Origin of the sequence: Streptococcus sp. HMSC34B10 (assembly GCF_001839505.1) — a bacterium.
Taxonomy (GTDB): domain Bacteria; phylum Bacillota; class Bacilli; order Lactobacillales; family Streptococcaceae; genus Streptococcus; species Streptococcus peroris.
The window spans coordinates 1-24,908 of sequence record NZ_KV841556.1; the positions used below are offsets into that span (position 1 = coordinate 1).

Consider the following 24,908-nt stretch of genomic DNA (forward strand, 5'->3'; position numbering starts at 1 on the left):
TCGGCGGTTCGATTCCGTCTCGCGCCATAATTTTTATCATATGGAAGGGTAGCGAAGAGGCTAAACGCGGCGGACTGTAAATCCGCTCCTTCGGGTTCGGGGGTTCGAATCCCTCCCCTTCCATCCTCTACGGGCATAGTTTAAAGGTAGAACTAAGGTCTCCAAAACCTTCAGTGTGGGTTCAATTCCTACTGCCCGTGTTTAATAGTATGGCGGGTGTGGTGAAGTGGTTAACACACCAGATTGTGGCTCTGGCATGCGTGGGTTCGATCCCCATCACTCGCCTATTTTATATTATTGGGGTATAGCCAAGCGGTAAGGCAAGGGACTTTGACTCCCTCATGCGTTGGTTCGAATCCAGCTACCCCAGTTATACTTTGCCGGCGTGGCGGAATTGGCAGACGCGCTGGACTCAAAATCCAGTGTCCGCAAGGACGTGCCGGTTCGACCCCGGCCGCCGGTATAGTATTAAAGACAAGTTTTTCTGACCTTGTCTTTTTATTTTTTCTTCTAATTTTTTTCTCAGAGTTACCAAAAATTACTATTATTTATTCTGAATACTAACTTTTATTTTATAAAATTATTTTTACTTTATTTTTACTAAATCTTAATTTATTTCTTGAATTTTTAAACTATAATAGGTCTATACCATTTACAAATTTTAGAGAAAGGTTTATAATGTAATTGACATAATAAATAGTATATGAAATATTAGAGGAGGTATACATTATGCCTAAATATATTAAAGCGGATCAATTTTTCTATCCACATGGTGTTCGTCGTGGAGGTTATTTGGAGCTTGTAGATGGTAAGTTTGGAAAACATGTAGAAGAGGTACCTGAAGGTGCTGAAGTAGTTGACTATAGTGGTTATAGCATTGCTCCTGGTCTTGTTGATACTCATATTCATGGTTTCGGTGGTGTGGATGTTATGGATAATAATATCGAAGGAACTCTTCATACTATGAGTGAGGGACTCCTTAGTACTGGTGTTACAAGTTTCTTACCAACTACTTTAACTTCATCTTATGACCAACTCCTTGCGGTAACTGAGAATATCGGGGCTCGATATCAGGAAGCAACTGGTGCTAAGATTCGTGGTATCTATTTTGAAGGTCCCTATTTTACTGAGAAATATAAAGGAGCTCAGAATCCAGCTTATATGAAAGACCCTCGTATGGATGAATTTCGTGCTTGGCAAAAAGCATCTAATGGTCTCCTTAATAAAATTGCGCTTGCTCCTGAACGTGAAGGTGTAGAAGACTTTGTTCGTACCATTACTGGCGAAGGAGTGACGGTTGCTCTTGGTCATTCAAATGCGACATTTGATGAAGCTAAAAAGGCTGTTGACGCTGGTGCTAGTGTCTGGGTACATGCATACAATGGTATGCGTGGATTGACTCACCGTGAACTTGGGATGGTTGGCGCTATGTATGAATTACCCCATACTTATGCAGAGTTGATTTGTGACGGTCATCATGTAGATCCAAAAGCATGTGATATTCTTCTTAAGCAAAAAGGAGTTGAAAATATCGCTCTGATTACAGACTGTATGACAGCAGGTGGACTTCAAGATGGTGATTACATGCTTGGTGAATTTCCTGTAGTAGTAGCTAATGGTACTGCTCGTCTTAAATCTACGGGTAACCTAGCGGGGTCTATCCTTAAACTCAAAGATGGTTTGAAAAATGTCGTCAACTGGGGAATTGCTAGTCCTTATGAAGCAGTGATGATGGCTAGTCTAAATGCTGCTAAGTCAGTTCATATTGATGATGTTTGTGGACAAATTCGTGAAGGTTATGATGCGGACTTCATTGTTCTAGATAAAGATTTAGAGTTAGTAGCAACTTATCTTGATGGGGAAAAACGTTATCAAGCGTAAAAATAAAGCAGTGACTAGACTTAGTCACTGCTTTTTAATTTTTATACTAGAGATAATCTTGAATAATCTCTTGCAAAGATGTATTGTTTTTTTATAGTTGAGTTATTCCCTTAACTGTATTTTGTAAAGGTATCTAATGAACGAAAAATACTTCAAAGAGGCTTCTGAAAACGAGCAAATTTCTTTAATTGTTTTCAAAAATTCGCTATAATATACGATACAAAGGAAATAAAACTATGTATAGAGTTATAGAAATGTATGGAGATTATGAACCTTGGTGGTTTATAGAGGGCTGGGAAGAAGATGTGATTTCCAGTAAGAAATTTGATAAGTATTATGATGCACTAAAGTATTACAAATCTTGCTGGTTTGAACTGGAAAAGAAAATTCCTCTTTATAAAAGTCGAGGAGACTTAATGACCATATTTTGGAATCCAGAGGATAAGCGTTGGTGTGATGAATGCGATGAGTATCTGCAGCAATATCACTCTCTCGCCTTATTAGAAGATGGTCAGATTATTCCAGATGAAAAATTTAGACCTGGATATGAAAAACAAACAGGTCTAGAAATTCACAGAACTTGTCGTATCAAAAAAGATGGAACAACTTTTTAATAAAGTTGTTCTTTTTTTTATATTTTCTTCGAATAATAAACTGAGGAGGGAATATGGTACAAGTATTAGCACAAGAATTAATTAGTCTCGCGAAAACGGATGGAGCTCAGGATATCTATTTTATTCCCAAGGAAAAGGTTTATGAGTTGCATATGCGAATAGGAGATGAAAGGCGTTTAATCAATACCTATGACTTTGAAAAGTTGGGAGCAGTTATTAGTCATTTTAAATTTCTTGCGGGGATGAATGTTGGAGAAAAACGTCGAAGTCAGCTTGGTTCCTGTGATTATCAGCATGACGGTAAGGTTTCTTCACTACGCTTATCGACGGTAGGAGATTATCGTGGTCACGAAAGTCTAGTTATTCGACTTTTACATGACCAAGAGCAAGAGTTACACTTTTGGTTTCAAGACTTAGGAGAATTGGAGCAGAATTATAGGCAACGAGGACTATATCTATTTGCAGGCCCCGTAGGAAGTGGCAAAACGACTCTGATGCATGAGTTAGCCAAATCCTTATTTAAAGGGCAGCAGGTTATGTCGATTGAAGATCCGGTGGAAATTAAGCAAGAAGAGATGTTACAACTACAACTCAATGAAGCTATCGGGCTGAGCTATGAGAATCTCATTAAACTGTCTCTTCGCCACAGGCCTGATTTATTGATTATTGGTGAAATTCGTGATAGCGAAACGGCGCGTGCGGTGGTCAGAGCCAGTTTGACGGGTGCGACAGTTTTTTCTACGATTCATGCTAAGAGCGTGAGAGGTGTTTACGAACGCTTGTTAGAATTGGGTGTAAGTCAGGAAGAGCTGTCAGTCGTTCTGCAAGGGGTCTGCTACCAGAGATTGATTGGGGGAGGAGGAATTATTGATTTTGCAAACGGAAATTATCAAGAACACCAGGCAAACAAGTGGAACGAGCAGATTGACAAACTTTTTAAAGAAGGATATATCACTGCCCTTCAAGCTGAAAGGGAGAAAATTAGCTACCAGTAAGCAGAAGAAAATCATAAATCTGTTTAACAATTTATTTTCAAGTGGTTTTCATTTGGTGGAAGTTGTTTCTTTTTTAGAGCGAAGTGCTCTACTAGAAAAAGACTATGTAATGCAGATGAAGCAAGGCTTATCACAAGGGAAATCTTTCTCAGAGATGATGGGGAATTTAGGTTTTTCGAGTGCGATTGTCACGCAACTATCACTAGCTGAAGTTCATGGAAATCTCCATCTGAGTTTAGGAAAAATTGAAGAATATCTGGATAATCTTTCTAAGGTCAAGAAAAAGTTAATCGAAGTTGCGACCTATCCAATCATTTTGTTGGCTTTCTTACTGCTCATTATGTTGGGCTTGCGAAACTATCTCTTGCCCCAACTAGATAGTAGTAACATAGCTACAGTAGTGATTAGTAATCTACCACAGATTTTTCTTGGGCTCGCTCTGGCTCTAGGTACAGTATCTTTAACGGGATTGTTCTTCTACCGAAAATCTAGGAAGATACAAGTCTTTTCTTTTCTGGCTAAAATTCCTTTTATGGGTGTGTTTATTCAGTATTATCTGACTGCCTATTATGCTCGGGAATGGGGAAATATGATTGGACAAGGTTTAGAATTATCACAGATTTTCCAGATGATGCAGGAGCAAGGGAACCCACTTTTTAGGGAAATTGGTCAAGATTTAGAGCAGTCCTTGCAAAATGGGCGTGAATTTTCTAAAGTTGTGCAAAATTATCCTTTCTTTAGAAGAGAGTTGGGGTTAATCATTGAATATGGAGAGGTCAAGTCTAAGCTGGGAAGTGAACTCGAAGTCTATGCGGAGAAAACTTGGGAATCCTTCTTTACCCGAGTCAATCAAACCATGAATCTGGTTCAACCGCTGGTATTTATTTTTGTAGCTCTACTAATCGTTTTATTGTACGCAGCTATGTTGCTGCCGATGTATCAAAATATGGAGGTAAATTTTTAGATGAAAAAAATGATGATGAAATTAAAAGAAGCGAAGGTAAAAGCTTTTACACTGATTGAAATGTTGGTGGTTCTTCTTATCATTAGTGTTTTACTCTTGCTTTTTGTGCCAAATTTGACCAAGCAAAAGGATGCAGTCAATGACAAGGGTAAAGCAGCTGTAGTTAAGGTAGTAGAAAGCCAAGCAGAACTCTATAGTCTGGATAAAAATGAGACTGCAAGTCTAAGCAAATTACAGGCGGATGGGCGTATCACAGCTGAGCAAGCAAAAGCTTACAAAGAATACCATGCAAAACAAAATACAAGTCAAACAGTTGCGGATTAAGGCATTTACCATGCTTGAGAGTCTCTTAGTTTTAGGAATTGTGAGCCTATTAGCATTGGGTCTATCAGGTTCCGTCCGGTCCACTTTTGCGGCGGTTGAGGAGCAGATTTTTTTTATGGAATTTGAGGAACTCTATCGGGAAACTCAAAAACGCAGTATTGCGAGTCAGCAAAAGACTAGTCTAAACTTAGATGGGCAGACGATCAGTAATGGCAGTCAAAAGTTGACAGTTCCTAAAGGGATTCAAGCTCCATCAGGCCAAACAATTGTATTTGACCGTTCTGGGGGAAATTCAAGTCTAGCAAAGGTGGAATTTCAAACGAGAAAAGAAACTATTCGTTATCAATTATATTTAGGAAATGGAAAGATTAAACAAACTAAAGACACGAAAAATTAAGGCTGTTATTCTACTAGAGGCAGTGATTTCGCTGGCAATTTTTGCAAGTATTGCAATCCTCTTGCTAGGGCAGATTCAAGAAAGTAGAAAAAGAGAAGTAGAACTTCTAAAACAGGAAGAAGTTCTGCGAGTGGCTAGAATGGCTTTACAGACTGGACAAAAACAACTGACTGTCAATGGTGTAACGATTGATGTTGTCACGAGAGAGAAGAGTTTAGAGGTGTATCATGGGACTGAGAAATTACTTGACATTCAGGAAAGGTAAGGTCAAAGGGTTTACGCTCTTAGAATCTCTGATTGCCTTAGTGGTTATTAGTGGAAGCTTACTGTTATTTCAAGCTATGAGTCGCCTTCTTATATCAGAAGTTCGCTACCAGAAAAGTCATGAGCAAAAAGAGTGGCTTTTATTTGTGGATCAACTGGAAGCAGAACTTGACGGATCCCATTATCAAAAAGTGGAAAACAATCGTATTTATCTGAAACAAGATGGCAAAGATATCTCTATTGGGAAATCTAAGTCGGATGATTTTCGAAAAACAGATGCGAGTGGTCGAGGGTACCAACCGATGGTATATGGACTTAAATCAGCGCGAGTTCATGAAGAAGGACAGCTAGTTCACTTCCATTTCCAATTTCAGAAGGGATTAGAAAGAGAGTTCATCTATCGTGTGGAAAAAGAAAAAAGTTAAGGCAGGCGTTCTTCTTTATGCCCTTGTGATGGCAGGTATTTTTAGTCTCCTGTTCCAATTTTATCTGAACCGACAAGTTGCTCATCATCGGGATTATGTATTAAATAAAGAAAAACTGGTGGCTTATGCGATGGCAAAGAGAACTCGAGACAAGGTTCTCGATGAAAAAGGTGGAAAATCTTATCATCTTGGAAGTGTGACCTACCAAAATAAAGAAACTGGGTTTACGACAGTTGTCCAAAGGAATAAAAATCAATTTGAATTTCACTTTCCACCTTTGAAAAAGGCCAACGAAAAAACTAATAAGACAGAAAAAAAGTCAAAAGAAGGAAGTAAGGAGAAGCAAGAAGAACAGGTTAAAAAAGAGATTGCCAAGCCTTCCGAAGTTGCTACTTCTAAGAAAGACATAGAGTAGCTTGATTCTTGTATCAGTTCACGTTTAAGTTGTTAGGTTGGAACAAGTGGGTTAGGACGAGGTTTTTACCTAAAATCATGCTATAATAGATACATATGGAGGACAGAAAATGTCAAGTGTAAAATTGTATCTAGTGCGTCATGGGAGAACGATGTTTAATGCGATTGGGCGTGCTCAAGGTTGGAGTGATACTCCTCTAACTACTGAAGGTGAGCGAGGAATTCATGAATTGGGAATTGGCTTGCGTGAGTCTGGCTTAACGTTTGAACGTGCCTATTCAAGTGATTCTGGGCGTACGATTCAGACGATGAAAATCATCCTTGAGGAATTAGGTTTGACAGGGAAAATTCCTTATCAGATGGATAAGAGAATCCGTGAATGGTGCTTTGGTAGTTTTGATGGTGCTTATGATGGGGATCTTTTTATGGGTATCATCCCTCGAATCTTTAATGTTGATCATGTGCATCGTTTGTCCTATGCGGAGCTAGCTGAAGGTTTGGTAGAAGTTGATACAGCGGGCTGGGCTGAAAGCTGGGAAAAACTAAGTGGGCGTATCTGGGAAGGCTTTGAGGCCATTGCCAAGGAAATGGAAGCTAATGGAGGTGGAAACGCTCTGGTAGTTAGCCATGGAATGACTATTGGAACCATTGTTTATTTAATCAACGGAATGCATCCGCATGGCCTTGATAATGGTAGTGTGACGATTCTTGAGTATGAAGATGGTCAATTCTCAGTCAAGATAGTTGGTGACCGTAGCTACCGTGAACTTGGACGAGCTAAACTAGAAGAGCAAACTAGTTTAGAGCAATAAAATTCAGTACTAAATTTAGAAGAATTTTTAAAGGATTGATAGAATGCTAATGTCATCTTGCACGAGCTTGTAAGAGTTGAGTACTTTGACAATAGCATTCTTTTTTGTTAGAATAGTATCAACATAAAAGCATAAGAAGGGACTGACAGAACTGTCGTCCCCTTTTGTCTATCTTATAAGGGGGAAATATGCTGTTTCAGAAAATAAAAGCCTATAAATGGCAGGTCCTGGCTTCCTTGGTTATGACAGGTCTAATGGTAACGAGTTCACTCTTGCAACCACGTTATTTGCAGGAGGTTTTAGAGGCACTGCTAACGGGTGATAATGAAGCTATTTATACTATCGGTTTTTGGTTAATCCTTGTTGCCTTGATTGGTTTGATTGCAGGTGGCATCAATGTTGTGTTAGCCGCCTACATTGCTCAAGGAGTTTCGTCTGATTTACGGGAGGATGCCTTTCGTAAGATTCAAACTTTCTCATACGCTAATATTGAGAAGTTTAATGCAGGGAACCTTGTTGTTCGTATGACCAACGATATCAATCAGATTCAGAACGTAGTCATGATGACCTTCCAAATTCTCTTTCGACTACCACTTTTGTTTATCGGTTCCTTTATTCTAGCAGTTGTCACCCTACCTTCTCTATGGTGGGTGCTAGTTCTCATGGTCGTTCTGATTGTTGTCATAATGGGTTTTATGATGGGGATGGTGGGACCACGCTTTTCAAAGTTCCAGACATTGCTAGAACGTATCAATGCCATTGCAAAAGAAAATTTACGTGGTGTGCGCGTGGTTAAATCTTTTGTTCGAGAAAAAGACCAGTTTGCTAAGTTTACGCAGGTATCCGATGAATTACTGGGTGAAAACCTTTATATCGGTTATGCTTTTTCTGTTATGCAACCTGCAATGATGTTAATTTCATACGGGGCTGTCTTTCTTTCCATCTGGCTTGTAGCAGGTATGGCAGAGTCAGATCCGTCAGTAGTTGGTTCCATTGCTTCCTTTGTAAACTATCTGAGTCAGATTATCTTTACTATCGTCATGGTTGGATTTTTGGGGAATTCAGTCACTCGTGCCATGATATCGCTCCGTCGTATTCGTGAAATCCTGGATACAGAACCGGCTATGACCTTCAAGTATGTGGAAGATGAAGAATTAGAAGGAAGTCTCAGTTTTGAAAATGTAACCTTCACCTATCCAAATGATGAAGAACCTATCCTAAAAGATGTATCTTTCGATATTGCAGCTGGTGAGATGGTTGGGGTTGTCGGAGCAACTGGTGCAGGGAAGTCAACCTTGGCTCAGTTGATTCCACGACTGTTTGATCCTCAGCAAGGTTCGATTAAAATTGGTGGAAAGGATATTCGTACAGTTAGTGAAGGGACGCTTCGTAAGACAGTTTCTATCGTCCTACAAAGAGCCATTCTCTTTAGTGGAACCATCGCAGATAATCTCAGACAAGGTAAGGGAGATGCGACAGTTTCAGAAATGGAACGCGCAGCTCGCATCGCCCAGGCCAGTGAATTTATTAGTCGTATGGACTTGGCCTTTGAAAGTCCGGTTGAGGAACGTGGGACTAACTTTTCTGGTGGACAAAAACAAAGAATGTCTATTGCGCGTGGAATTGTCAGCAATCCTCGTATCTTGATTTTCGATGATTCAACCTCTGCCCTTGATGCCAAATCGGAACGTTTGGTTCAAGAAGCCCTCAACAAGGATTTGAAGGGGACGACTACGATTATCATCGCACAAAAAATTAGCTCTGTTGTGCATGCTGATAAAATTTTAGTGCTTGACCAAGGTCGCTTGATTGGTCAAGGCAAACACACTGACTTGGTTGTATCAAACCCAGTTTATCGTGAAATTTACGAGACGCAAAAAGGAAAGGAGGAGTAGGATGAAGACATTTGAATTCTTTTGGAACTATTTTAAAGTTTATAAGATATCCTTTGTCGTTGTTATTGCTATGATTATCATTGCAACGATTGCACAAGCCCTCTTTCCAGTATTTGCAGGTCAAACAGTCACGGAACTGGCTAATTTAGTTATAGCTTATCAAAATGGAAATACTGATATGGTTTGGCAAAGTCTATTAGGACTCTTGATGAATCTTGCTTATATTTTGATTGTGCTCGTGGTGTCGAGTCTTATCTATATGGTTTTGATGAGCCGTATTATTGCCGAATCGACAAATGAGATGCGTAAGGGACTTTTTGGCAAGCTTTCTCGCTTGACTGTTTCCTTCTTTGACCGCCATCAAGATGGTGATATCCTGTCACGTTTTACCAGTGATTTGGATAACATCCTACAGGCTTTCAATGAAAGTCTGGTGTCTGTTATGACCAATATTGCCCTTTATATTGGTTTGTTGATTGTTATGTTCGCAAAGAATGTCACCTTGGCTTTGATTACGATTGCTAGCACTCCGCTAGCTGTCATCATGTTGATTGTCATTTTGAAATTGGCAAGAAAATATACCAATCTTCAGCAAAAAGAGGTTGGGAAGCTCAACGCCTACATGGATGAGAGTATTTCAGGTCAAAAAGCCGTTATCGTTCAGGGTATTCAAGATGATGTGATCGCAGGTTTTGTTGAGCAAAACGAGCGTGTCCGTAAAGCAACTTTTAAGGGCAGAATGTTTTCAGGAATTCTCTTTCCTGTCATGAACGGAATGAGCTTGGTCAACACAGCTATTGTTATTTTTGTCGGTTCAGCTGTCTTACTGAATGATAAGAACATCGAGACAGCAACTGCTCTGGGCTTGATTGTCATGTTTACCCAGTTTTCTCAGCAATATTACCAACCCATTATCCAATTAGCGGCGAGCTGGGGAAGTTTGCAACTTGCTTTTACAGGTGCAGAACGTATCCAAGAAATGTTTGATGCAGAAGAAGAAATTCGTCCTCAAGATGCTCCAGTTTTCACAGAATTGCGAGAGGGTGTGGAAATTCAGAACGTAGACTTCTCCTACCTGCCAGGAAAACCCATTTTGAAAGATGTTAGCATTTCAGCTCCAAAAGGAAAAATGATTGCGGTTGTTGGTCCGACAGGTTCAGGGAAAACAACTATCATGAACTTAATCAATCGTTTTTATGATGTGGATGCAGGAAGTATCAGCTTTGATGGAACAGATATCCGAGAATTTGACTTGGATAGTTTGCGAAGTAAGGTAGGAATTGTCCTACAGGATTCTGTTTTGTTCAGTGGAACTATTCGGGACAATATTCGATTTGGAGTACCGGATGCTAGTCAGGAGATGGTAGAAGCAGCTGCTAAGGCTACGCATATCCATGACTATATCGAAAGTCTACCAGATAAGTACGATACTTTGATTAATGATGATCAGAGCGTATTCTCAACAGGTCAGAAGCAGTTGATTTCCATCGCTCGTACCTTGATGACAGATCCACAGGTCTTAATCTTGGATGAGGCAACATCAAACGTTGATACGGTAACAGAAAGTAAGATTCAAAATGCCATGGAAGCTATTGTGGCAGGAAGAACTAGCTTTGTCATTGCCCACCGCTTGAAAACGATTCTCAATGCCAATCAGATTATTGTCCTTAAGGATGGTGAGGTTATCGAACAAGGAAATCACCACGAATTACTCAAGCTTGGAGGTTTCTACTCTGAACTGTACCATAATCAATTTGTCTTTGAATAAGCAAAAAAGTTGTCCTAATTTTGGGCAACTTTTTCTGATAAAAAAATTTTATCACGGACTTAAAAAATACATATTAGACAGGAGTGGGTAAGGGTGATAAGATAAGATTATCAATGGAGAACGAAAGGAAGTCAGTAATGGTAAGAACAGTTGTTGGAGTAGCGGCAAACCTATGTCCTGTAGACGCAGAAGGAAAAAACATCCACTCATCTGTATCCTGTAAATTTGCTGAAAGTATTCGTCAGGTTGGCGGACTTCCTTTGGTCATTCCGGTTGGTGATGAGACACTTGTCCATGACTATGTAGAAATGATTGATAAGCTCATCTTGACTGGAGGACAAAATGTTCATCCTCAGTTTTATGGTGAGGAAAAAACAATTGATAGCGATGACTATAATCTAGCTCGCGACGAGTTTGAGCTAGCTCTTCTACAAGAAGCCTTGCGTCAGAACAAGCCAATCTTAGCCATTTGCCGTGGCGTTCAGTTGGTAAACGTTGCCTTTGGTGGTACACTCAATCAGGAGATTGAAGGTCATTGGCAAGGTCTACCTTTTGGAACTTCACATTCTATTGAAACAGTGGAAGGAAGTGTTGTGTCCAAGTTGTTTAGTAAAGAAAGTCAAGTAAACTCAGTTCATCGTCAAAGTATTAAAGACTTGGCACCTAATTTCCGCGTAACTGCAGTAGATCCACGTGACCAAACGATTGAAGCAATCGAATCTATCGATGAACACCGTATTATTGGTTTGCAGTGGCATCCAGAATTTTTGGTCAATAAAGAGGATGGCAACTTAGAATTATTTGAGTATTTATTGAATGAATTGTAACGACTGGAAACCTAGTCGTTTTTTTGTCTTATTTCGTTCAAATTTTAATATTGTAACATTTTTTACGCAAATGTTTAAATTATGATAAAATTTGGAAAAATTCAGTATAAAAACTTGAAAAAATCTAAGGTAAGGGTTATGATAGAAGAGAAGAAATTTTGGAGGAATATTATGTCACATATTAAATTTGATTATTCAAAAGTATTAGATAAATTTGTTGCACCACATGAACTAGATTATATGCAGCCTCAAGTGACTGCAGCAGATTCTGCTCTGAGAAATGGTACAGGTCCTGGGGCAGAAATGACTGGCTGGTTGAACTTACCTGAAGAATATGACAAAGATGAATTTGCTCGTATTCAAAAGGCTGCTGCTAAAATCCAATCTGATAGTGAGGTATTGATCGTAATCGGTATTGGTGGTTCCTATTTAGGAGCTCGTGCAGCTATTGATTTCTTGAATAATTCATTTGTAAACTTGCAAAGAAAGGAAGAACGCAAGGCACCTCAGATCCTCTATGCTGGAAACTCTATCTCTTCAAGCTATTTGGCTGATTTGGTAGACTATGTATCAGACAAAGATTTCTCAGTAAACGTGATTTCTAAATCAGGTACAACAACTGAACCGGCTATTGCTTTCCGTGTCTTCAAAGAACTCTTGGTTAAGAAGTACGGTCAAGAAGAAGCTAACCAACGTATCTACGCAACTACAGACCGCGCTAAAGGTGCAGTTAAAGTTGAAGCAGATGCTAATGGCTGGGATACTTTTGTAGTGCCTGATAGTGTAGGTGGTCGTTTTACAGTATTGACAGCAGTGGGGCTCTTGCCAATCGCAGCTGCAGGAGCTGATATCAGCAAGTTAATGGAAGGAGCAAATGCTGCTCGCAAGGCTTATGCTTCTGATAAGTTGGCTGAAAATGAAGCATATCAATATGCAGTTGTACGCAATATCTTGTACCGTAAAGGTTATCTGACAGAAGTTCTAGCTAACTATGAACCATCTCTGCAATACTTCTCTGAGTGGTGGAAGCAACTGGCTGGTGAGTCAGAAGGGAAAGACCAAAAAGGGATTTATCCAACTTCAGCTAACTTCTCAACAGACTTGCACTCTCTGGGACAATTTATCCAGGAAGGTACCCGTATCCTCTTTGAAACAGTTATCCGTGTAGATAAACCTCGCAAAAATGTGCTGATTCCTGAATTGGCAGAAGACTTGGACGGTCTTGGCTACTTGCAAGGAAAAGATGTTGACTTTGTCAATAAAAAAGCTACAGATGGAGTGCTGTTAGCACACACTGATGGTGGAGTTCCAAATATGTTTGTGACACTGCCTGAGCAAGATGAGTTCACTTTGGGCTACACTATTTACTTCTTTGAGTTGGCTATTGCTCTTTCTGGCTACCTGAATGGTATCAATCCATTTGACCAGCCTGGAGTTGAAGCTTATAAGAAAAACATGTTTGCTCTTCTTGGGAAACCAGGCTTTGAAGAGCTGGGTGCTGAGTTGAATGCACGCCTTTGATTCTCATATGCTTTGAGTTCATTTAGAATATAAAAAGATCCACAAGTTCATTTCTTGTGGATTTTTAGTACAAGCCTCTTAATTAGTTTATTATTTTTTTTAAAAGTGTAAAAAAGAGTGTCTTAATTCTTTTATGAAAGCGCTGTATAATTGCCTTGTAAATAAAATTTGAGAGGTATCAAAATGAATGATTGGTTAAACATAAAAGGCAAAACAGTTCTTGTGACTGGCGCGTCATCTGGGATCGGTAAGGCAATCGTTGAAGAATTGCTGGAATTAGGAGTCAATGTAGCGAATTTTGATCTTAGCGACAACGATTTGCGTCACCCGAATCTATTATTTGTAAAAGTTGATGTAACTTCTCGCTCTGAAGTAGAAGAGGGTGTTGCCAAAATAGTTGAAAGATTTGGCAATATTGATGCGGTAGTCAATAATGCAGGGATTAATGTTCCCAGATTATTAATTGATGCAGAAAATCCTAAAGGTCCTTACGAGTTAGACGATGAAACGTTTGAAAAAGTAACAATGATTAATCAAAAAGGTTTGTATTTGGTTAGTCAGGCAGTAGGACGTATTTTAGTGAAAAATGGAAAAGGTGTAATTGTGAACATGGCTTCAGAAGCAGGCTTGGAAGGTTCTGAAGGACAAAGTGCCTATGCTGCAACAAAAGCAGCAGTCTATAGTTACACTCGTTCATGGGCGAAAGAGCTGGGTAAGCATGGTGTACGTGTGGTTGGAATTGCTCCAGGAATTATGGAAGCTACGGGACTTCGAACTCTTTCTTATGAGGAAGCTCTTGCTTATACCCGTGGAAAGACGGTAGAAGATATTCGAGCTGGTTATGCTTCAACTTCAACAACTCCTTTGGGACGAAGTGGTAAACTACGGGAAGTAGCTGATCTTGTAGCATTCTATATTTCAGATCGTTCTAGCTATATAACTGGAGTCACTACAAATATTGCTGGAGGGAAAACTCGCGGTTAAAAAAATGAAGGTGAGGAAGAGAGTTGACCTTAGTAAATCGATGGTATAACATTTTAGAAAAAATGGTCTCACAGCCAACTTATTCCATGATAGATATGCGCTCAGAGCTGGATATTAGTATGCAAACCTTGCAAAAGAGTATCCAACAATTAAATGATGTTTTGGCTCCTAATATCCAGATTATCTCACAAGATGATAAGTTAATGTTAGAAGTGTATGACTATACAGAGTTGGAAAGGATTTTATCTGGTAGTTTAAAACAGGAGAGTGACTTCAATTCTTCCAGTAAAAGAATTGCCTATTTACTAAAACGTTTAATTAAGTCAAACTCCCCTCTTCTTATTGACGACTTGGCTGAGGAAGCAGGTGTTAGTAGAAGTACCCTTAATAAGGATTTAAAACAAGTAAAATCTTTGGCAGATAGTTACTCTATCACTATTTCAGGAAAGCCCAACCGTGGGCTGGAGGTCTTGGGGGACGAGCTGAATTTGCGCTTGCTCTATATTCACCAAGTGGCCCCTTACTTTGAAGGAAGGACACTCACCGAGGCAACATCTTCTTTTCTGGAGACGCTACTCCAGGAGTATAAAATCCCGAAAGAAACAAAGGAACTCCTTCGAAAGACCATTTCAATTATGGTGGAGCGTATTCATGCATCTAGGGTGTTGAGTTGTCCTATTCCTTACTATAGGAATGATTTAACAGAGACCCCTTTGGTTGAGAAATTAATCTATCATATTGTGATGACTTATAAGATTTCCCTCAGTCAGTTTGAAATAGACTTTTTGTGTTTTCCTTTTAATGTCCGTTTTATTGACACTTTAAGCAAGCCGTCTTATCAATCTGAACAGCTTGCAAACATTTTTCAAGGGATTGTCAAGAAAGTCAAAGAAACAATGTTGGTTAACTTTGATGATGAAGAATTATTTGAAGAAATCAAGTCTCATCTAGGCCCCTTAATCAATCGACTGATTTTCCATGTGCAAGCTAATGATATATTTCATGGCGAGGTTCAAACTCAATATCCTTTTGCTTTTGAAATGGCGAAAATTGCTGGAGAAGAACTATCTGCAATTTTTGGTTCTGAATTGGAATTATCTGAAATCGGATATTTGGCTTTGTATTTTGAAATGATTTTAAGAAAGCAAAACTCTATTGTAAATAGTTCTCGCAAGCAGATAGCTGTAGTTTGCACAACAGGAAGAGGAACTGCTGCGATGATTATTCAGCAACTCAGACGAATCCTTGGAAATGATGTAGACATTACTCAGTATTCTGAAGAGGATTTTAATGTGGATTTGAATCAGGACTATTTCGCGATTTTTACGACAGTTCCTCTAAAATATAAAGATTCTAAATCTCCAGTCATTCAAGTTAATCATCTTTTTGATGATCAATGGTTGCGGGAAGAATGGCAGAGAGCCAATGCTTTTCATCAAAGAAATCTAGAAACAGTCAGCTTACGATTTGTTCGATTAGGTCCACAAAAAACCTATCATCAATACTTGCTAAATATGGTTGCAGAGTTAGAGAAACTTCAGATGATTGATGAAGGTTTTAGAAATCGGATAATTGATAGGGAGAAAAAACAATCAACCGTTTTTGGCGGAGGAATTGCTTTTCCCCATACAATTAACCAAGGTTATGCAAAAACTATTTTAATGTTTGGAAAACTAGAAGAGCCTTATCAAAAAGGAGATGATTGGATTGAATTTATCTTTCTAGTCGCTATACCCTCAGAAATTGAAAGAAAAATGGAAAGTGAATTGCTGGAATTGTATGACGACATTTTTCGAATTGCAGGAGAGCCTTCTCTAAAAGAAGCATTGAGGGCTGTAGAAACAGAGACAGAATTTCTATCATTTTCTAAGAGCAAAGGAGTATTTTAATGAATTCGCTAATAATTTTCGCTGTATTTGTCATGGCAGCTTATATATTTCAAATGTTCCTCGGCTGGCAGCAACTCAAAGACTTCAATAAGACCTATACGATGCTCCGGAAACTGGGGCGCGTAGCGATTGGCAGAAAATCCGGAAGAATCAAATCCGGTACGATTGTCATGTTCGCGGTTGATGAAAACGGTCGGGTTCTTAAAGCTAGCAAAATGCAAGGAGTCACAATCTTAGCGCGTTTTCAAAATATGGACGATTATGTTGGAGAAGACATCCATTATTTTGACAAGTATAATCCTCTTGTGAGAAAAGAAAATAAGTTGATGCAATCAGCTATAGAAGATGCTAGAAAAGTCTATCTTTGGCATGAGGCAGGTATTGAGAAAGAGACAAGTTCTTCTGATTCTTTTCTGGGATTCGGCTTTTATGCGGATTACTTACAATTATCTATTAAACAGTTATTTAAAAAAAATAAGAAAAGGAGTTCCTTATGAATTACATTACAGAATTTGCAGAGAGTTTTATGAAACTCTTCCAATTAGGTGGAGAAACCTTTATTAGCTGGATGACAAATATTGTACCTCTTGTCTTGATGCTATTGATTGCAATGAATACCCTTATCGCTTTCTTGGGAGAAGAGAAGGTCAATTCCTTGGCTAAGATTTCTGCCAAAAATCCTGTTAGCCGGTATATGATTTTACCTTTCATTTCAGCTTTTATGCTGGGAAATCCGATGGCAATCAGTATGGGACGTTTCTTACCAGAATATTATAAACCTAGTTTTGTAGCAGCTCAGATGCAGTTTTGCCATACTTCAAATGGTGTATTTCCACATATCAATCCTGGGGAATTATTTGTATGGATGGGAATTGCGACAGGAATTCAAACTTTAGGTTTAAGTCAAATGGACTTAGCCATTCGTTACATGCTTGTTGGGCTTGTCATGAACTTTGTAGGTGGTTGGGTAACCGATTTTACAACTGCTTATGTAGCAAAACAGCAAGGTGTTACCTTGAGTAAAACATTTGATTTATAGAAAGAGTGAAATTATGTCATATAAGAGTATAAAAGTTGTTAAAGGAAATGGCGGTTTCGGAGGACCTTTGGTCATTACACCTAGTGAAGCTAAGCATAAATTCATCTATATTACTGGTGGCGGAGAAAAGCCAGATATTGTAGATAAAATTGCTGATTTGACCGGTATGGAAGCTGTTAATGGGTTTAAAACTTCTATCCCAGATGAGGAAATTGCTTTAGCAATCGTGGATTGTGGCGGTACTCTTCGCTGTGGTATTTATCCTAAAAAGGGAATCCCTACAATAAATATTGTCGCTACAGGGAAAAGTGGGCCTCTAGCTCAATATATAACCGAGGAAATCTATGTGTCAGCAGTTGGCCTTAATCAAATTTCTGCTGCTAATGAAGACGAAAAAGCGACAACTGTGGTAACTGAAAAGCCAACTTACGATACTAGTAAAAAAATTACAGAGCAAAAAGCTGAAACAAGTATTGTAGCACGAATTGGGATGGGGGCTGGTAAGGTCGTTGCAACTTTCAACCAGGCTGCTCGTGAAGCCATCCAAACAATGCTCAATACAATAATTCCTTTCATGGCCTTTGTTTCCTTGCTGATTGGGGTTATTCAAGGATCTGGTGTTGGAAATTGGCTGGCAAAATTAATGGTTCCCCTAGCGGGGAACATCTGGGGACTCGTTTTAATTGGCTTTATCTGTTCCTTACCATTCCTATCTCCTTTGTTAGGTCCCGGAGCTGTTATTAGTCAGATTATTGGAACTTTAATTGGAGTCGAAATCGGAAAAGGGACTATTCCGCCCCAAATGGCTCTGCCAGCTTTATTTGCTATCAACACTCAAAACGGTTGTGATTTCATTCCTGTAGCACTCGGCCTATCTGAAGCCAAGGCTGAAACAGTTGAGGTTGGTGTCCCTTCGGTACTTTATTCACGCTTTCTCAATGGTGTTCCGCGGGTGCTAGTTGCTTGGATAGCTAGTATTGGTCTTTATCAGTAGACCTTTGATAGATGCCTGAAAACAGAGAACTATTATGTTAAACTTATCTATAAGCCTAAGTTTATGACAAATTAGAGAAAGTATGAATAGAAATCAGATGAAGAAAATTTTTGAAACTAAAGTAATTCAAGTAGGGTCTGAAGCTCAGAATATGATTCAAGATGCCAATATGCTCATTTTATTTGGAGAAGAAGCACCAGAAGATTTATCAGAGTATTGTTTTAAGATTGATAACAAAAATCTGCTAGGTTCAATACTAGAAGGTGGCAAGCTGGTGGTAGATAATCAGGAATATTCGATTAGTTCCGTAGGAAATGTAGTAGAAAAAAATTTAACTGGACTGGGACATATCACGATTTCTTTTGATGGTTCAAAAGAGGGGAGCCTTCCTGGTACACTCCATGTTGTAGCAGATCAAGCGGTAGTAATTGATAAAGATTCTACCATTCAGATTTTTGAAACTGCTTAACCATAATAAAATTTCAAATCAAGCAATTTAGAAAAATAAAAGTCTAAAAAATTGATTCAGAGCCTGGACCAAAAGTCCAGGCTTCTGGGTCTAAATTAGAAAAAATAGATGACGCAGTGGTTGATTGGCAAGTCAATCAAACTAGCCAGTCAGTGCAAGGGAATTTCCAGCAGATGCATCCACAAGGGGTGCCTGAACAGAAGGAAAAGACCAAAAAGGGATTTACCCAACTTCAGCTAATTTCTCAACAGACCTACACTCATTGGGTCAATTTATCCAAGAAGGAACTCGTATCATGTTTGAAACAGTTGTCCGTGTTGACAAACCTCGTAAGAATGTGATCATCCCTACTTTGGAAGAAGATCTTGATGGACTTGGTTACCTTCAGGGAAAAGACGTTGACTTCGTTAACAAAAAAGCAACTGACGGTGTTCTTCTTGCCCACACAGATGGTGACGTGCCAAACATGTACGTGACTCTTCCTGAGCAAGATGCCTTCACTCTTGGTTACACTATCTACTTCTTCGAATTGGCCATCGCCCTTTCAGGTTACTTGAATGCGATCAACCCATTTGACCAACCAGGTGTTGAAGCATACAAACGTAACATGTTTGCCCTTCTTGGTAAACCAGGATTTGAAGAATTGAGCAAAGAACTAAACGCTCGTCTATAATAGAATAAAAAAGAGTGGTAAATCCACTCTTTTTGCTATTTTTTGAAAAGAGAAATTGGACTCTGGCAAGACTTGTGATATAATATAGAGAGCAAAAAGGCAGACGCCTAGAGACTTTATAGGAGAAGATATGTCAAAAGATATTCGTGTGCGTTACGCACCAAGTCCAACAGGACTATTACACATCGGTAATGCCCGTACAGCATTGTTTAACTACTTGTATGCGCGCCACCATGGTGGAACTTTTATTATTCGTATCGAAGATACTGACCGTAAGCGCCACGTTGAAGACGGAGAACGTTCACAGCTGGAAAATCTTCGTTGGTTGGGGATGGACTGGGATGAAAGCCCTGAAACGCATGAAAACTACCGCCAATCAGAACGTTTGGAACTCTATCAAAAATACATTGACCAACTCTTGGCAGAAGGAAAAGCCTACAAATCTTACGTAACCGAAGAAGAATTGGCAGCAGAACGTGAACGCCAAGAAGCAGCGGGGGAAACACCTCGCTACGTCAATGAATATCTTGGCATGAGCGAAGAGGAAAAAGCAGCATATATCGCAGAACGTGAGGCAGCAGGGATTGTTCCGACCGTTCGTTTGGTAGTTAATGAGTCTGGCATCTACAAATGGCATGATATCGTTAAAGGAGATATCGAGTTTGAAGGTGGTAATATCGGTGGCGATTGGGTTATCCAAAAGAAAGATGGCTACCCAACGTACAACTTTGCTGTTGTCATCGATGACCACGATATGCAAATCTCTCACGTTATTCGTGGAGATGACCATATCGCTAACACACCAAAACAACTCATGGTTTATGAAGCACTTGGATGGGAAGCACCAGAATTTGGTCACATGACCTTGATTATCAACTCTGAAACTGGTAAGAAGTTGTCTAAACGTGATACCAATACCCTTCAATTTATCGAAGACTATCGTAAAAAAGGTTACCTTCCAGAAGCGGTCTTTAACTTTATCGCTCTTCTTGGTTGGAACCCTGGTGGAGAAGACGAAATCTTCTCTCGTGAAGAACTCATCAAACTTTTTGATGAACATCGTCTCAGCAAGTCTCCTGCGGCCTTTGATCAAAAGAAATTGGATTGGATGAGCAACGACTATATCAAGAATGCAGATCTTGAAACAATCGTAGCAATGGCTAAACCATTCTTAGAAAAAGCAGGTCGTTTAACTGATAAGGCCGAGAAGTTTGTAGAACTATACAAACCACAAATGAAATCAGTCGATGAAATCGTTCCATTGACAGACCTATTCTTTGCAGACTTTCCAGAGTTGACAGATGCGGAAAAAGAAGTCATGGCAGGGGAAACTGTGCCAACGGTACTTGAAGCCTTCAAAGCGAAACTCGAAGCTATGTCAGACAATGAGTTTGTGGTAGAAAATATCTTCCCACAAATTAAATCGGTTCAAAAGGAAACAGGCATTAAAGGAAAAAATCTCTTTATGCCAATTCGGATTGCCGTTTCCGGAGAAATGCATGGTCCAGAATTGCCAGAAACTATCTACCTGCTTGGTCGTGAAAAATCAATCCAACACATTGAAAGCATGTTGGAAAAAATCGCAAAATAGCATCTCAAAAAGAGCTCAAATATTGAGTTCTTTTTATATGTATGCTTGTTTGAAAATGCAAATATTTTAGTGTATAATATGAATTGACAGGGTAAGGAAATAAGTTAGTGAGATGGTATTTTTACAACTAGACTCGGCTTAGTCTAAACATTATTCCTAATGTTGGTGAGTCTACTTATTTTTTCTTTGCGTTTTGCTGGATGAGAGAAGCGATTCTTTTGTCTATGCAGTTACTATCCATTATGATGACTTTGTTTTCGATCTAGAGAGTTTCTCTACTCTTTCTTCTCCATATACAGAAAGAAATCGACCTAGCTCTGTTACCTTGCGTTCAGCAAGGTTTTTTTGAGGAAAAGCGCTAGGAAATTTACGATTTCGTTTTGGAGTGGTATAATATTAACTATCCTGATGAATAGAGGAATTGAAATGAAAGAATTTAATAAATCAATTAAATTAGAGCATGTGGCTTATGATATTCGTGGTCCAGTTTTGGAAGAGGCTATGCGCATGCGTGCAAATGGCGAAAAAATTCTCCGTTTGAACACAGGGAACCCGGCTGAATTTGGCTTTACAGCGCCAGATGAGGTGATTCATGACTTGATTATGAATGCGCGTGATAGTGAAGGATATTCGGATTCAAAAGGGATTTTTTCAGCTCGTAAGGCTATTATGCAATATTGCCAACTCAAAAAATTTCCAAATGTAGATATCGATGATATTTACCTTGGAAATGGGGTTAGTGAGCTGATTGTTATGTCCATGCAAGGACTTTTGGATAATGGGGACGAGGTTTTAGTTCCTATGCCTGACTATCCACTTTGGACTGCAGCAGTCAGCTTAGCTGGAGGAAATGCCGTACACTATGTTTGTGATGAAGAAGCTGAATGGTATCCAGATTTAGATGATATTAAGGCAAAGATTAGCTCAAATACAAAGGCCATTGTTTTGATTAATCCAAATAATCCAACGGGAGCTCTCTATCCGAAAGAACTCTTGCTAGATATCATTGAGATTGCTCGTCAAAATGACCTGATTATCTTTGCGGATGAAATCTACGATCGTATGGTCATGGATGGGAATGTCCACACATCAGTAGCAAGTTTGGCTCCAGATCTTTTCTGTGTGAGCATGAATGGTCTATCTAAATCTCACCGTATTGCTGGTTTCCGTGTGGGTTGGATGGTCTTATCTGGACCTAAACATCATGTAAAAGGCTACATTGAAGGTCTCAATATGCTTTCAAATATGCGCCTTTGTTCAAACGTGCTTGCCCAACAGGTCGTTCAAACCTCACTTGGTGGTCACCAATCTGTAGATGAATTACTCTTGCCAGGCGGTCGTATCTACGAGCAACGAAACTTTATTTACAATGCCATTCAAGATATTCCAGGTTTGTCAGCCGTCAAGCCTAAGGCTGGTCTTTATATCTTCCCTAAAATCGATCGAGATATGTATCGTATCGATGATGATGAGCAATTTGTCCTTAATTTCTTGAAACAAGAGAAAGTGCTTTTGGTACACGGACGAGGCTTTAACTGGAAAGAACCAGATCATTTCCGTATCGTTTATCTTCCTCGTGTCGATGAGTTGGCACAAATCCAAGAGAAGATGACTCGCTTCTTGAAACAGTATCGTAGATAAGGCTTTCACAGCAAAAAAGCTGGAAACATTTGTCAGGGCTATTGACAAATAAGTAAGAATCAGATAGAATAGTAAAGTATGTTTAGTAACTGATCACTTTATAGCCGGCTAAACGAATACAAAATCTATGAGGAGGTATTCATCGTGAAACGTACTTATCAACCAAGTAAACTTCGTCGTGCGCGCAAACACGGATTCCGTAACCGTATGTCAACTAAAAACGGTCGTCGCGTATTGGCAGCTCGTCGTCGCAAAGGACGCAAAGTTTTGGCTGCATAATCCAAACAAATGAAACAAAGAAGTCAGTAGGAACTCGAGCCTACTGACTTTTCTTTTGTTTCAAAATGGAATTTTCCAATATAGTTGGTTTAGGGTGAAAGTTTAAGAAAATGAATTGGAAAGACAACATATAAAAAAGCCCAAAACCAGATGATTAGATTTCTGATTTTGAGCTTTTTGTTATTCTTTCAAATGATAAGAATAGCTAGCAACGACGACATCTTCGTGCCATCTGAGTGCGTATTTGAGCTTGAGGCTCATTTGGTTATGGAGAATATTTTGCCAAGGTTTGTTAGGGATAAACTGAGGAACTAATACTGTTACGGTACAGTTTTTCTTCTTGGCTTCCATAGAGACTTTCTTGACATATCTAACAGTAGGAGTGATGATATCACGATAGCTAGTATGGATATTTTTCAAAGAAATAGTTGGGAAATAATGGGTAAATTCTTGTAAAATTTCTTGGTCTTTTTCTGCGGTCTCTTTCGTAGAGATATGCATGGCCAACACTTGATCACCGATGCTTTGTGCATAGTTAATGGCTCCAACACTCACTCGAGTGACATTCCCCACCAACACAAGGACGATATTGCCATCGTATGTTCGTTTTTGGATTCCTTCATATAGTCGAAGTTGTTTCGCAACATTTTGATAATGGCGATTGATGGCCAAGAAGAGTAGGGTAAGCACGAGGATAATTGGGAAGAAAGGCCAAATATCACCGAGTCTGAAGAGGAGTAAGATGAGGACAATAGCGTAACAAATAATAGCGCCGAGGATATTTGCAAAGGCAGATTTCAAAAAATGAGCGCCCTTGACCTTTCTCCAGTGATGGACCATTCCCGTTTGTGATAGAGCAAAGGGAACGAATACACCGATTGTATAAAGAGGAATAAGTCGTTCGGTATTCCCATTAAAGATGAGAAGAAGGATAATGGCACCAAAGGCAAGTGTTAGGATACCATTAGAGTAGCCAAGACGATCTCCTTTTTCCATGAAAAGATGGGGCATATATTTGTTTTTAGCCATGTTGTATGACAACATTGGAAAGGCTGAAAATCCAGTATTAGCAGCGACTGCTAGGATAAGCGCCGTTGAAAATTGGAATAGATAATAGGCTATTTGACCGAATGCAGAATCTCCTAGAATCCCTCTAGCCATTTGCGAAAGGATTGTTTCACCATGTTGAGGAGTGATTCCCATCCAGTAGTTCAAGAAAGTGATTCCTGCAAATAAGAATCCAAGAATGAGAGACATAATGGTTAATGTCTGTGCAGCATTCTTTTCTTTTGGAACCTTGAAAAATGGAACAGCATTTGAGATGGCTTCAACCCCTGTTAGAGAAGCAGAACCGCTAGTGAAAGCTCTCAGGATAAGAACGATAGAGAGACTTGGAACAGCTTGACCGATAGCTGAAGTTGCATGATAGCTGAGATTTCCTGTCAATAGCTGGAATATTCCGAATAGTAATAAGAATACAGTGCTTAGGATAAAGAGGTAGACGGGAATCATAAGGGAACTAGCAGACTCCCTTAAGCCCCGAAGATTTAGAAGCATGAGGATGCAGACTAAAAAGATTGAAATATGTAAATTATAGGGGTGGAGAGGAGGAATCGCTGCGGTTATGGCATCAGCACCTGAGGAGACGGATACCGCAACTGTTAGCATATAGTCAACCAAAAGGCTACCACCTGCAATTAAACCCAATTTAGGGGAGAGATTCTCGCGTGTTACCATATATGCGCCACCACCCTGAGGATAGGCGTGAATGATTTGACGATAAGAAATTGTTAAACTTGCAAGTAGCAAAAGAACGAAAACGCCAATAGGAAGGCTCCACCAAATAGCGAGTGGAGAGAGACTGGTTAAAACGAGAATAACTTGCTCAGGTCCATATGCAATGGAAGAAAGTGCATCGCTGGATAACATAGCGAGAGCTTGTAGTTTTCCGAGAAGGCCACCTTCTCCCTCTGTAAGTGATTTAAGAGGACGACCGATAAAGGTCTGTTTTAATTTAAGAAACATAAGATCTCCCTTTGTTTAGAATTTTAAACAAGTGATATTATACTGCTTTGAGAAGATATAGTCAAGGGAGAATGGTACTTGATGCCTTGTATACAGGCGCTTTTGTCTAGTTTGTGCTCTCGCTCTTGGATAAAAGGAGCGCTGTCCCTCTATGATTAGGCCTTTTATAGGAAGGAACTATTCTTTTCCAAAGAAAGAGGCTCGATTTTTTGGTATAATAGGA

Annotated in this window: 24 protein-coding genes, 5 tRNA genes and 1 pseudogene; 29 read left to right on the forward strand and 1 reads right to left on the reverse strand. The window is 39.4% G+C overall.

The features are described from left to right. Positions 1–42: 42 nt before the first annotated feature. The 29 genes and pseudogenes from HMPREF3237_RS05500 (at position 43) to rpmH (ending at position 22,660) form a co-directional block, all read left to right on the forward strand. A tRNA-Tyr gene (locus HMPREF3237_RS05500) sits at positions 43–123 on the forward strand. A gap of 6 nt (positions 124–129) precedes the next feature. Next, a tRNA-Trp gene (locus HMPREF3237_RS05505) sits at positions 130–200 on the forward strand. 12 nt (positions 201–212) lie between these two features. Next, positions 213–285, forward strand: a tRNA-His gene (locus HMPREF3237_RS05510). 13 nt (positions 286–298) lie between these two features. Beyond that, positions 299–370: transfer RNA gene (locus tag HMPREF3237_RS05515), tRNA-Gln, on the forward strand. A 9-nt stretch (positions 371–379) separates the two neighbouring features. Then, positions 380–463 (forward strand) — tRNA-Leu (locus HMPREF3237_RS05520). 266 nt (positions 464–729) lie between these two features. Next, positions 730–1,881, forward strand: a complete 1,152-nt coding sequence (nagA, locus tag HMPREF3237_RS05525; protein WP_049503731.1) for an N-acetylglucosamine-6-phosphate deacetylase — start codon at positions 730–732, stop codon at positions 1,879–1,881. 236 nt (positions 1,882–2,117) lie between these two features. Then, entirely contained in the window at positions 2,118–2,495 is a 378-nt protein-coding gene (locus HMPREF3237_RS05530) for a DUF1033 family protein (protein WP_049503733.1), read from the forward strand. Between the two features lie 53 nt (positions 2,496–2,548). Continuing rightward, complete coding sequence (comGA, locus tag HMPREF3237_RS05535) at positions 2,549–3,490, forward strand: competence type IV pilus ATPase ComGA (RefSeq protein ID WP_006144820.1); 942 nt, start codon at positions 2,549–2,551, stop codon at positions 3,488–3,490. Next, positions 3,420–4,454 carry a competence type IV pilus assembly protein ComGB gene (comGB, locus tag HMPREF3237_RS05540; protein ID WP_257365478.1) on the forward strand — a complete coding sequence of 345 codons (1,035 nt, stop codon included), beginning with the start codon at positions 3,420–3,422 and terminating at the stop codon, positions 4,452–4,454. Before comGA ends, comGB begins: the two co-directional genes overlap by 71 nt. After that, positions 4,455–4,778 carry a competence type IV pilus major pilin ComGC gene (gene comGC, locus HMPREF3237_RS05545; RefSeq protein ID WP_006144822.1) on the forward strand — a complete coding sequence of 108 codons (324 nt, stop codon included), beginning with the start codon at positions 4,455–4,457 and terminating at the stop codon, positions 4,776–4,778. After that, entirely contained in the window at positions 4,741–5,175 is a 435-nt protein-coding gene (gene comGD, locus HMPREF3237_RS05550) for a competence type IV pilus minor pilin ComGD (protein WP_070889106.1), read from the forward strand. The genes comGC and comGD overlap by 38 nt, the downstream gene beginning before the upstream one ends. Beyond that, complete coding sequence (comGE, locus tag HMPREF3237_RS05555; protein ID WP_070889107.1) at positions 5,138–5,440, forward strand: competence type IV pilus minor pilin ComGE; 303 nt, start codon at positions 5,138–5,140, stop codon at positions 5,438–5,440. Before comGD ends, comGE begins: the two co-directional genes overlap by 38 nt. Continuing rightward, entirely contained in the window at positions 5,403–5,864 is a 462-nt protein-coding gene (gene comGF, locus HMPREF3237_RS05560; protein ID WP_006144826.1) for a competence type IV pilus minor pilin ComGF, read from the forward strand. Before comGE ends, comGF begins: the two co-directional genes overlap by 38 nt. Further along, positions 5,842–6,279, forward strand: a complete 438-nt coding sequence (gene comGG / locus HMPREF3237_RS05565; protein ID WP_070889108.1) for a competence type IV pilus minor pilin ComGG — start codon at positions 5,842–5,844, stop codon at positions 6,277–6,279. The genes comGF and comGG overlap by 23 nt, the downstream gene beginning before the upstream one ends. A gap of 109 nt (positions 6,280–6,388) precedes the next feature. After that, the gene (locus HMPREF3237_RS05570) at positions 6,389–7,090 is read left to right on the forward strand and encodes a histidine phosphatase family protein (RefSeq protein WP_070889109.1); all 702 of its coding nucleotides are present in this window, start codon (positions 6,389–6,391) and stop codon (positions 7,088–7,090) included. Between the two features lie 188 nt (positions 7,091–7,278). Further along, positions 7,279–8,985: an ABC transporter ATP-binding protein gene (locus HMPREF3237_RS05575; protein ID WP_070889110.1), complete on the forward strand. Its 1,707-nt coding sequence runs from the start codon at positions 7,279–7,281 to the stop codon at positions 8,983–8,985. Position 8,986: 1 nt separating this feature from the next. Continuing rightward, complete coding sequence (locus tag HMPREF3237_RS05580) at positions 8,987–10,753, forward strand: ABC transporter ATP-binding protein (RefSeq protein WP_070889111.1); 1,767 nt, start codon at positions 8,987–8,989, stop codon at positions 10,751–10,753. 137 nt (positions 10,754–10,890) lie between these two features. Beyond that, positions 10,891–11,580: a gamma-glutamyl-gamma-aminobutyrate hydrolase family protein gene (locus HMPREF3237_RS05585; RefSeq protein WP_070889112.1), complete on the forward strand. Its 690-nt coding sequence runs from the start codon at positions 10,891–10,893 to the stop codon at positions 11,578–11,580. A 171-nt stretch (positions 11,581–11,751) separates the two neighbouring features. Then, entirely contained in the window at positions 11,752–13,101 is a 1,350-nt protein-coding gene (locus HMPREF3237_RS05590; RefSeq protein WP_000018239.1) for a glucose-6-phosphate isomerase, read from the forward strand. A 183-nt stretch (positions 13,102–13,284) separates the two neighbouring features. Further along, entirely contained in the window at positions 13,285–14,085 is an 801-nt protein-coding gene (locus tag HMPREF3237_RS05595) for an SDR family oxidoreductase (protein ID WP_038804195.1), read from the forward strand. A gap of 62 nt (positions 14,086–14,147) precedes the next feature. Next, on the forward strand, positions 14,148–15,974 hold the full coding sequence (locus HMPREF3237_RS05600) for a BglG family transcription antiterminator (protein WP_083279645.1): 1,827 nt from the start codon (positions 14,148–14,150) through the stop codon (positions 15,972–15,974). Then, positions 15,974–16,471, forward strand: coding sequence for a transcriptional regulator GutM (locus HMPREF3237_RS05605; RefSeq protein ID WP_049548210.1), 498 nt, complete (start codon positions 15,974–15,976; stop codon positions 16,469–16,471). Before HMPREF3237_RS05600 ends, HMPREF3237_RS05605 begins: the two co-directional genes overlap by 1 nt. Then, positions 16,468–17,013 (forward strand): PTS glucitol/sorbitol transporter subunit IIC, encoded by a 546-nt coding sequence (locus tag HMPREF3237_RS05610; protein WP_001106813.1) that lies wholly within the window; start codon positions 16,468–16,470, stop codon positions 17,011–17,013. The genes HMPREF3237_RS05605 and HMPREF3237_RS05610 overlap by 4 nt, the downstream gene beginning before the upstream one ends. A 13-nt stretch (positions 17,014–17,026) precedes the next feature. Then, positions 17,027–18,007, forward strand: a complete 981-nt coding sequence (locus HMPREF3237_RS05615) for a PTS glucitol/sorbitol transporter subunit IIB (RefSeq protein ID WP_000120696.1) — start codon at positions 17,027–17,029, stop codon at positions 18,005–18,007. Positions 18,008–18,104: 97 nt separating this feature from the next. After that, positions 18,105–18,476: a PTS glucitol/sorbitol transporter subunit IIA gene (locus HMPREF3237_RS05620; RefSeq protein WP_033585537.1), complete on the forward strand. Its 372-nt coding sequence runs from the start codon at positions 18,105–18,107 to the stop codon at positions 18,474–18,476. Positions 18,477–18,672: 196 nt separating this feature from the next. Beyond that, positions 18,673–19,149: pseudogene (pgi, locus tag HMPREF3237_RS05625) on the forward strand (glucose-6-phosphate isomerase); the annotation flags it as partial. A 130-nt stretch (positions 19,150–19,279) separates the two neighbouring features. Then, complete coding sequence (gene gltX, locus HMPREF3237_RS05630) at positions 19,280–20,740, forward strand: glutamate--tRNA ligase (protein ID WP_070889113.1); 1,461 nt, start codon at positions 19,280–19,282, stop codon at positions 20,738–20,740. A 426-nt stretch (positions 20,741–21,166) separates the two neighbouring features. After that, on the forward strand, positions 21,167–22,381 hold the full coding sequence (locus tag HMPREF3237_RS05635) for a pyridoxal phosphate-dependent aminotransferase (protein ID WP_070889114.1): 1,215 nt from the start codon (positions 21,167–21,169) through the stop codon (positions 22,379–22,381). Between the two features lie 144 nt (positions 22,382–22,525). After that, the gene (rpmH, locus tag HMPREF3237_RS05640; RefSeq protein WP_000831905.1) at positions 22,526–22,660 is read left to right on the forward strand and encodes a 50S ribosomal protein L34; all 135 of its coding nucleotides are present in this window, start codon (positions 22,526–22,528) and stop codon (positions 22,658–22,660) included. A 180-nt stretch (positions 22,661–22,840) separates the two neighbouring features. Here rpmH and HMPREF3237_RS05645 read toward each other — a convergent pair whose 3' ends face one another. Further along, a complete protein-coding gene (locus HMPREF3237_RS05645; protein WP_070889115.1) occupies positions 22,841–24,685 on the reverse strand; it encodes an APC family permease in 1,845 nt (614 codons plus the stop codon). Positions 24,686–24,908 lie beyond the last annotated feature (223 nt).

Excerpts from the sequence above, each read along its gene's own strand:
- nagA (WP_049503731.1), top strand. The coding sequence starts at position 730 with ATGCCTAAATATATTAAAGCGGATCAATTTTTCTATCCACATGGTGTT.
- HMPREF3237_RS05530 (WP_049503733.1), top strand. The coding sequence starts at position 2,118 with ATGTATAGAGTTATAGAAATGTATGGAGATTATGAACCTTGGTGGTTT.
- comGA (WP_006144820.1), top strand. The coding sequence starts at position 2,549 with ATGGTACAAGTATTAGCACAAGAATTAATTAGTCTCGCGAAAACGGAT.
- comGC (WP_006144822.1), top strand. The coding sequence starts at position 4,455 with ATGAAAAAAATGATGATGAAATTAAAAGAAGCGAAGGTAAAAGCTTTT.
- comGD (WP_070889106.1), top strand. The coding sequence starts at position 4,741 with ATGCAAAACAAAATACAAGTCAAACAGTTGCGGATTAAGGCATTTACC.
- comGE (WP_070889107.1), top strand. The coding sequence starts at position 5,138 with ATGGAAAGATTAAACAAACTAAAGACACGAAAAATTAAGGCTGTTATT.
- comGF (WP_006144826.1), top strand. The coding sequence starts at position 5,403 with ATGGGACTGAGAAATTACTTGACATTCAGGAAAGGTAAGGTCAAAGGG.
- HMPREF3237_RS05570 (WP_070889109.1), top strand. The coding sequence starts at position 6,389 with ATGTCAAGTGTAAAATTGTATCTAGTGCGTCATGGGAGAACGATGTTT.
- HMPREF3237_RS05575 (WP_070889110.1), top strand. The coding sequence starts at position 7,279 with ATGCTGTTTCAGAAAATAAAAGCCTATAAATGGCAGGTCCTGGCTTCC.
- HMPREF3237_RS05580 (WP_070889111.1), top strand. The coding sequence starts at position 8,987 with ATGAAGACATTTGAATTCTTTTGGAACTATTTTAAAGTTTATAAGATA.
- HMPREF3237_RS05585 (WP_070889112.1), top strand. The coding sequence starts at position 10,891 with ATGGTAAGAACAGTTGTTGGAGTAGCGGCAAACCTATGTCCTGTAGAC.
- HMPREF3237_RS05590 (WP_000018239.1), top strand. The coding sequence starts at position 11,752 with ATGTCACATATTAAATTTGATTATTCAAAAGTATTAGATAAATTTGTT.
- HMPREF3237_RS05595 (WP_038804195.1), top strand. The coding sequence starts at position 13,285 with ATGAATGATTGGTTAAACATAAAAGGCAAAACAGTTCTTGTGACTGGC.
- HMPREF3237_RS05600 (WP_083279645.1), top strand. The coding sequence starts at position 14,148 with ATGGTCTCACAGCCAACTTATTCCATGATAGATATGCGCTCAGAGCTG.
- HMPREF3237_RS05605 (WP_049548210.1), top strand. The coding sequence starts at position 15,974 with ATGAATTCGCTAATAATTTTCGCTGTATTTGTCATGGCAGCTTATATA.
- HMPREF3237_RS05610 (WP_001106813.1), top strand. The coding sequence starts at position 16,468 with ATGAATTACATTACAGAATTTGCAGAGAGTTTTATGAAACTCTTCCAA.
- HMPREF3237_RS05615 (WP_000120696.1), top strand. The coding sequence starts at position 17,027 with ATGTCATATAAGAGTATAAAAGTTGTTAAAGGAAATGGCGGTTTCGGA.
- HMPREF3237_RS05620 (WP_033585537.1), top strand. The coding sequence starts at position 18,105 with ATGAAGAAAATTTTTGAAACTAAAGTAATTCAAGTAGGGTCTGAAGCT.
- gltX (WP_070889113.1), top strand. The coding sequence starts at position 19,280 with ATGTCAAAAGATATTCGTGTGCGTTACGCACCAAGTCCAACAGGACTA.
- HMPREF3237_RS05635 (WP_070889114.1), top strand. The coding sequence starts at position 21,167 with ATGAAAGAATTTAATAAATCAATTAAATTAGAGCATGTGGCTTATGAT.
- HMPREF3237_RS05645 (WP_070889115.1), bottom strand. The coding sequence starts at position 24,685 with ATGTTTCTTAAATTAAAACAGACCTTTATCGGTCGTCCTCTTAAATCA.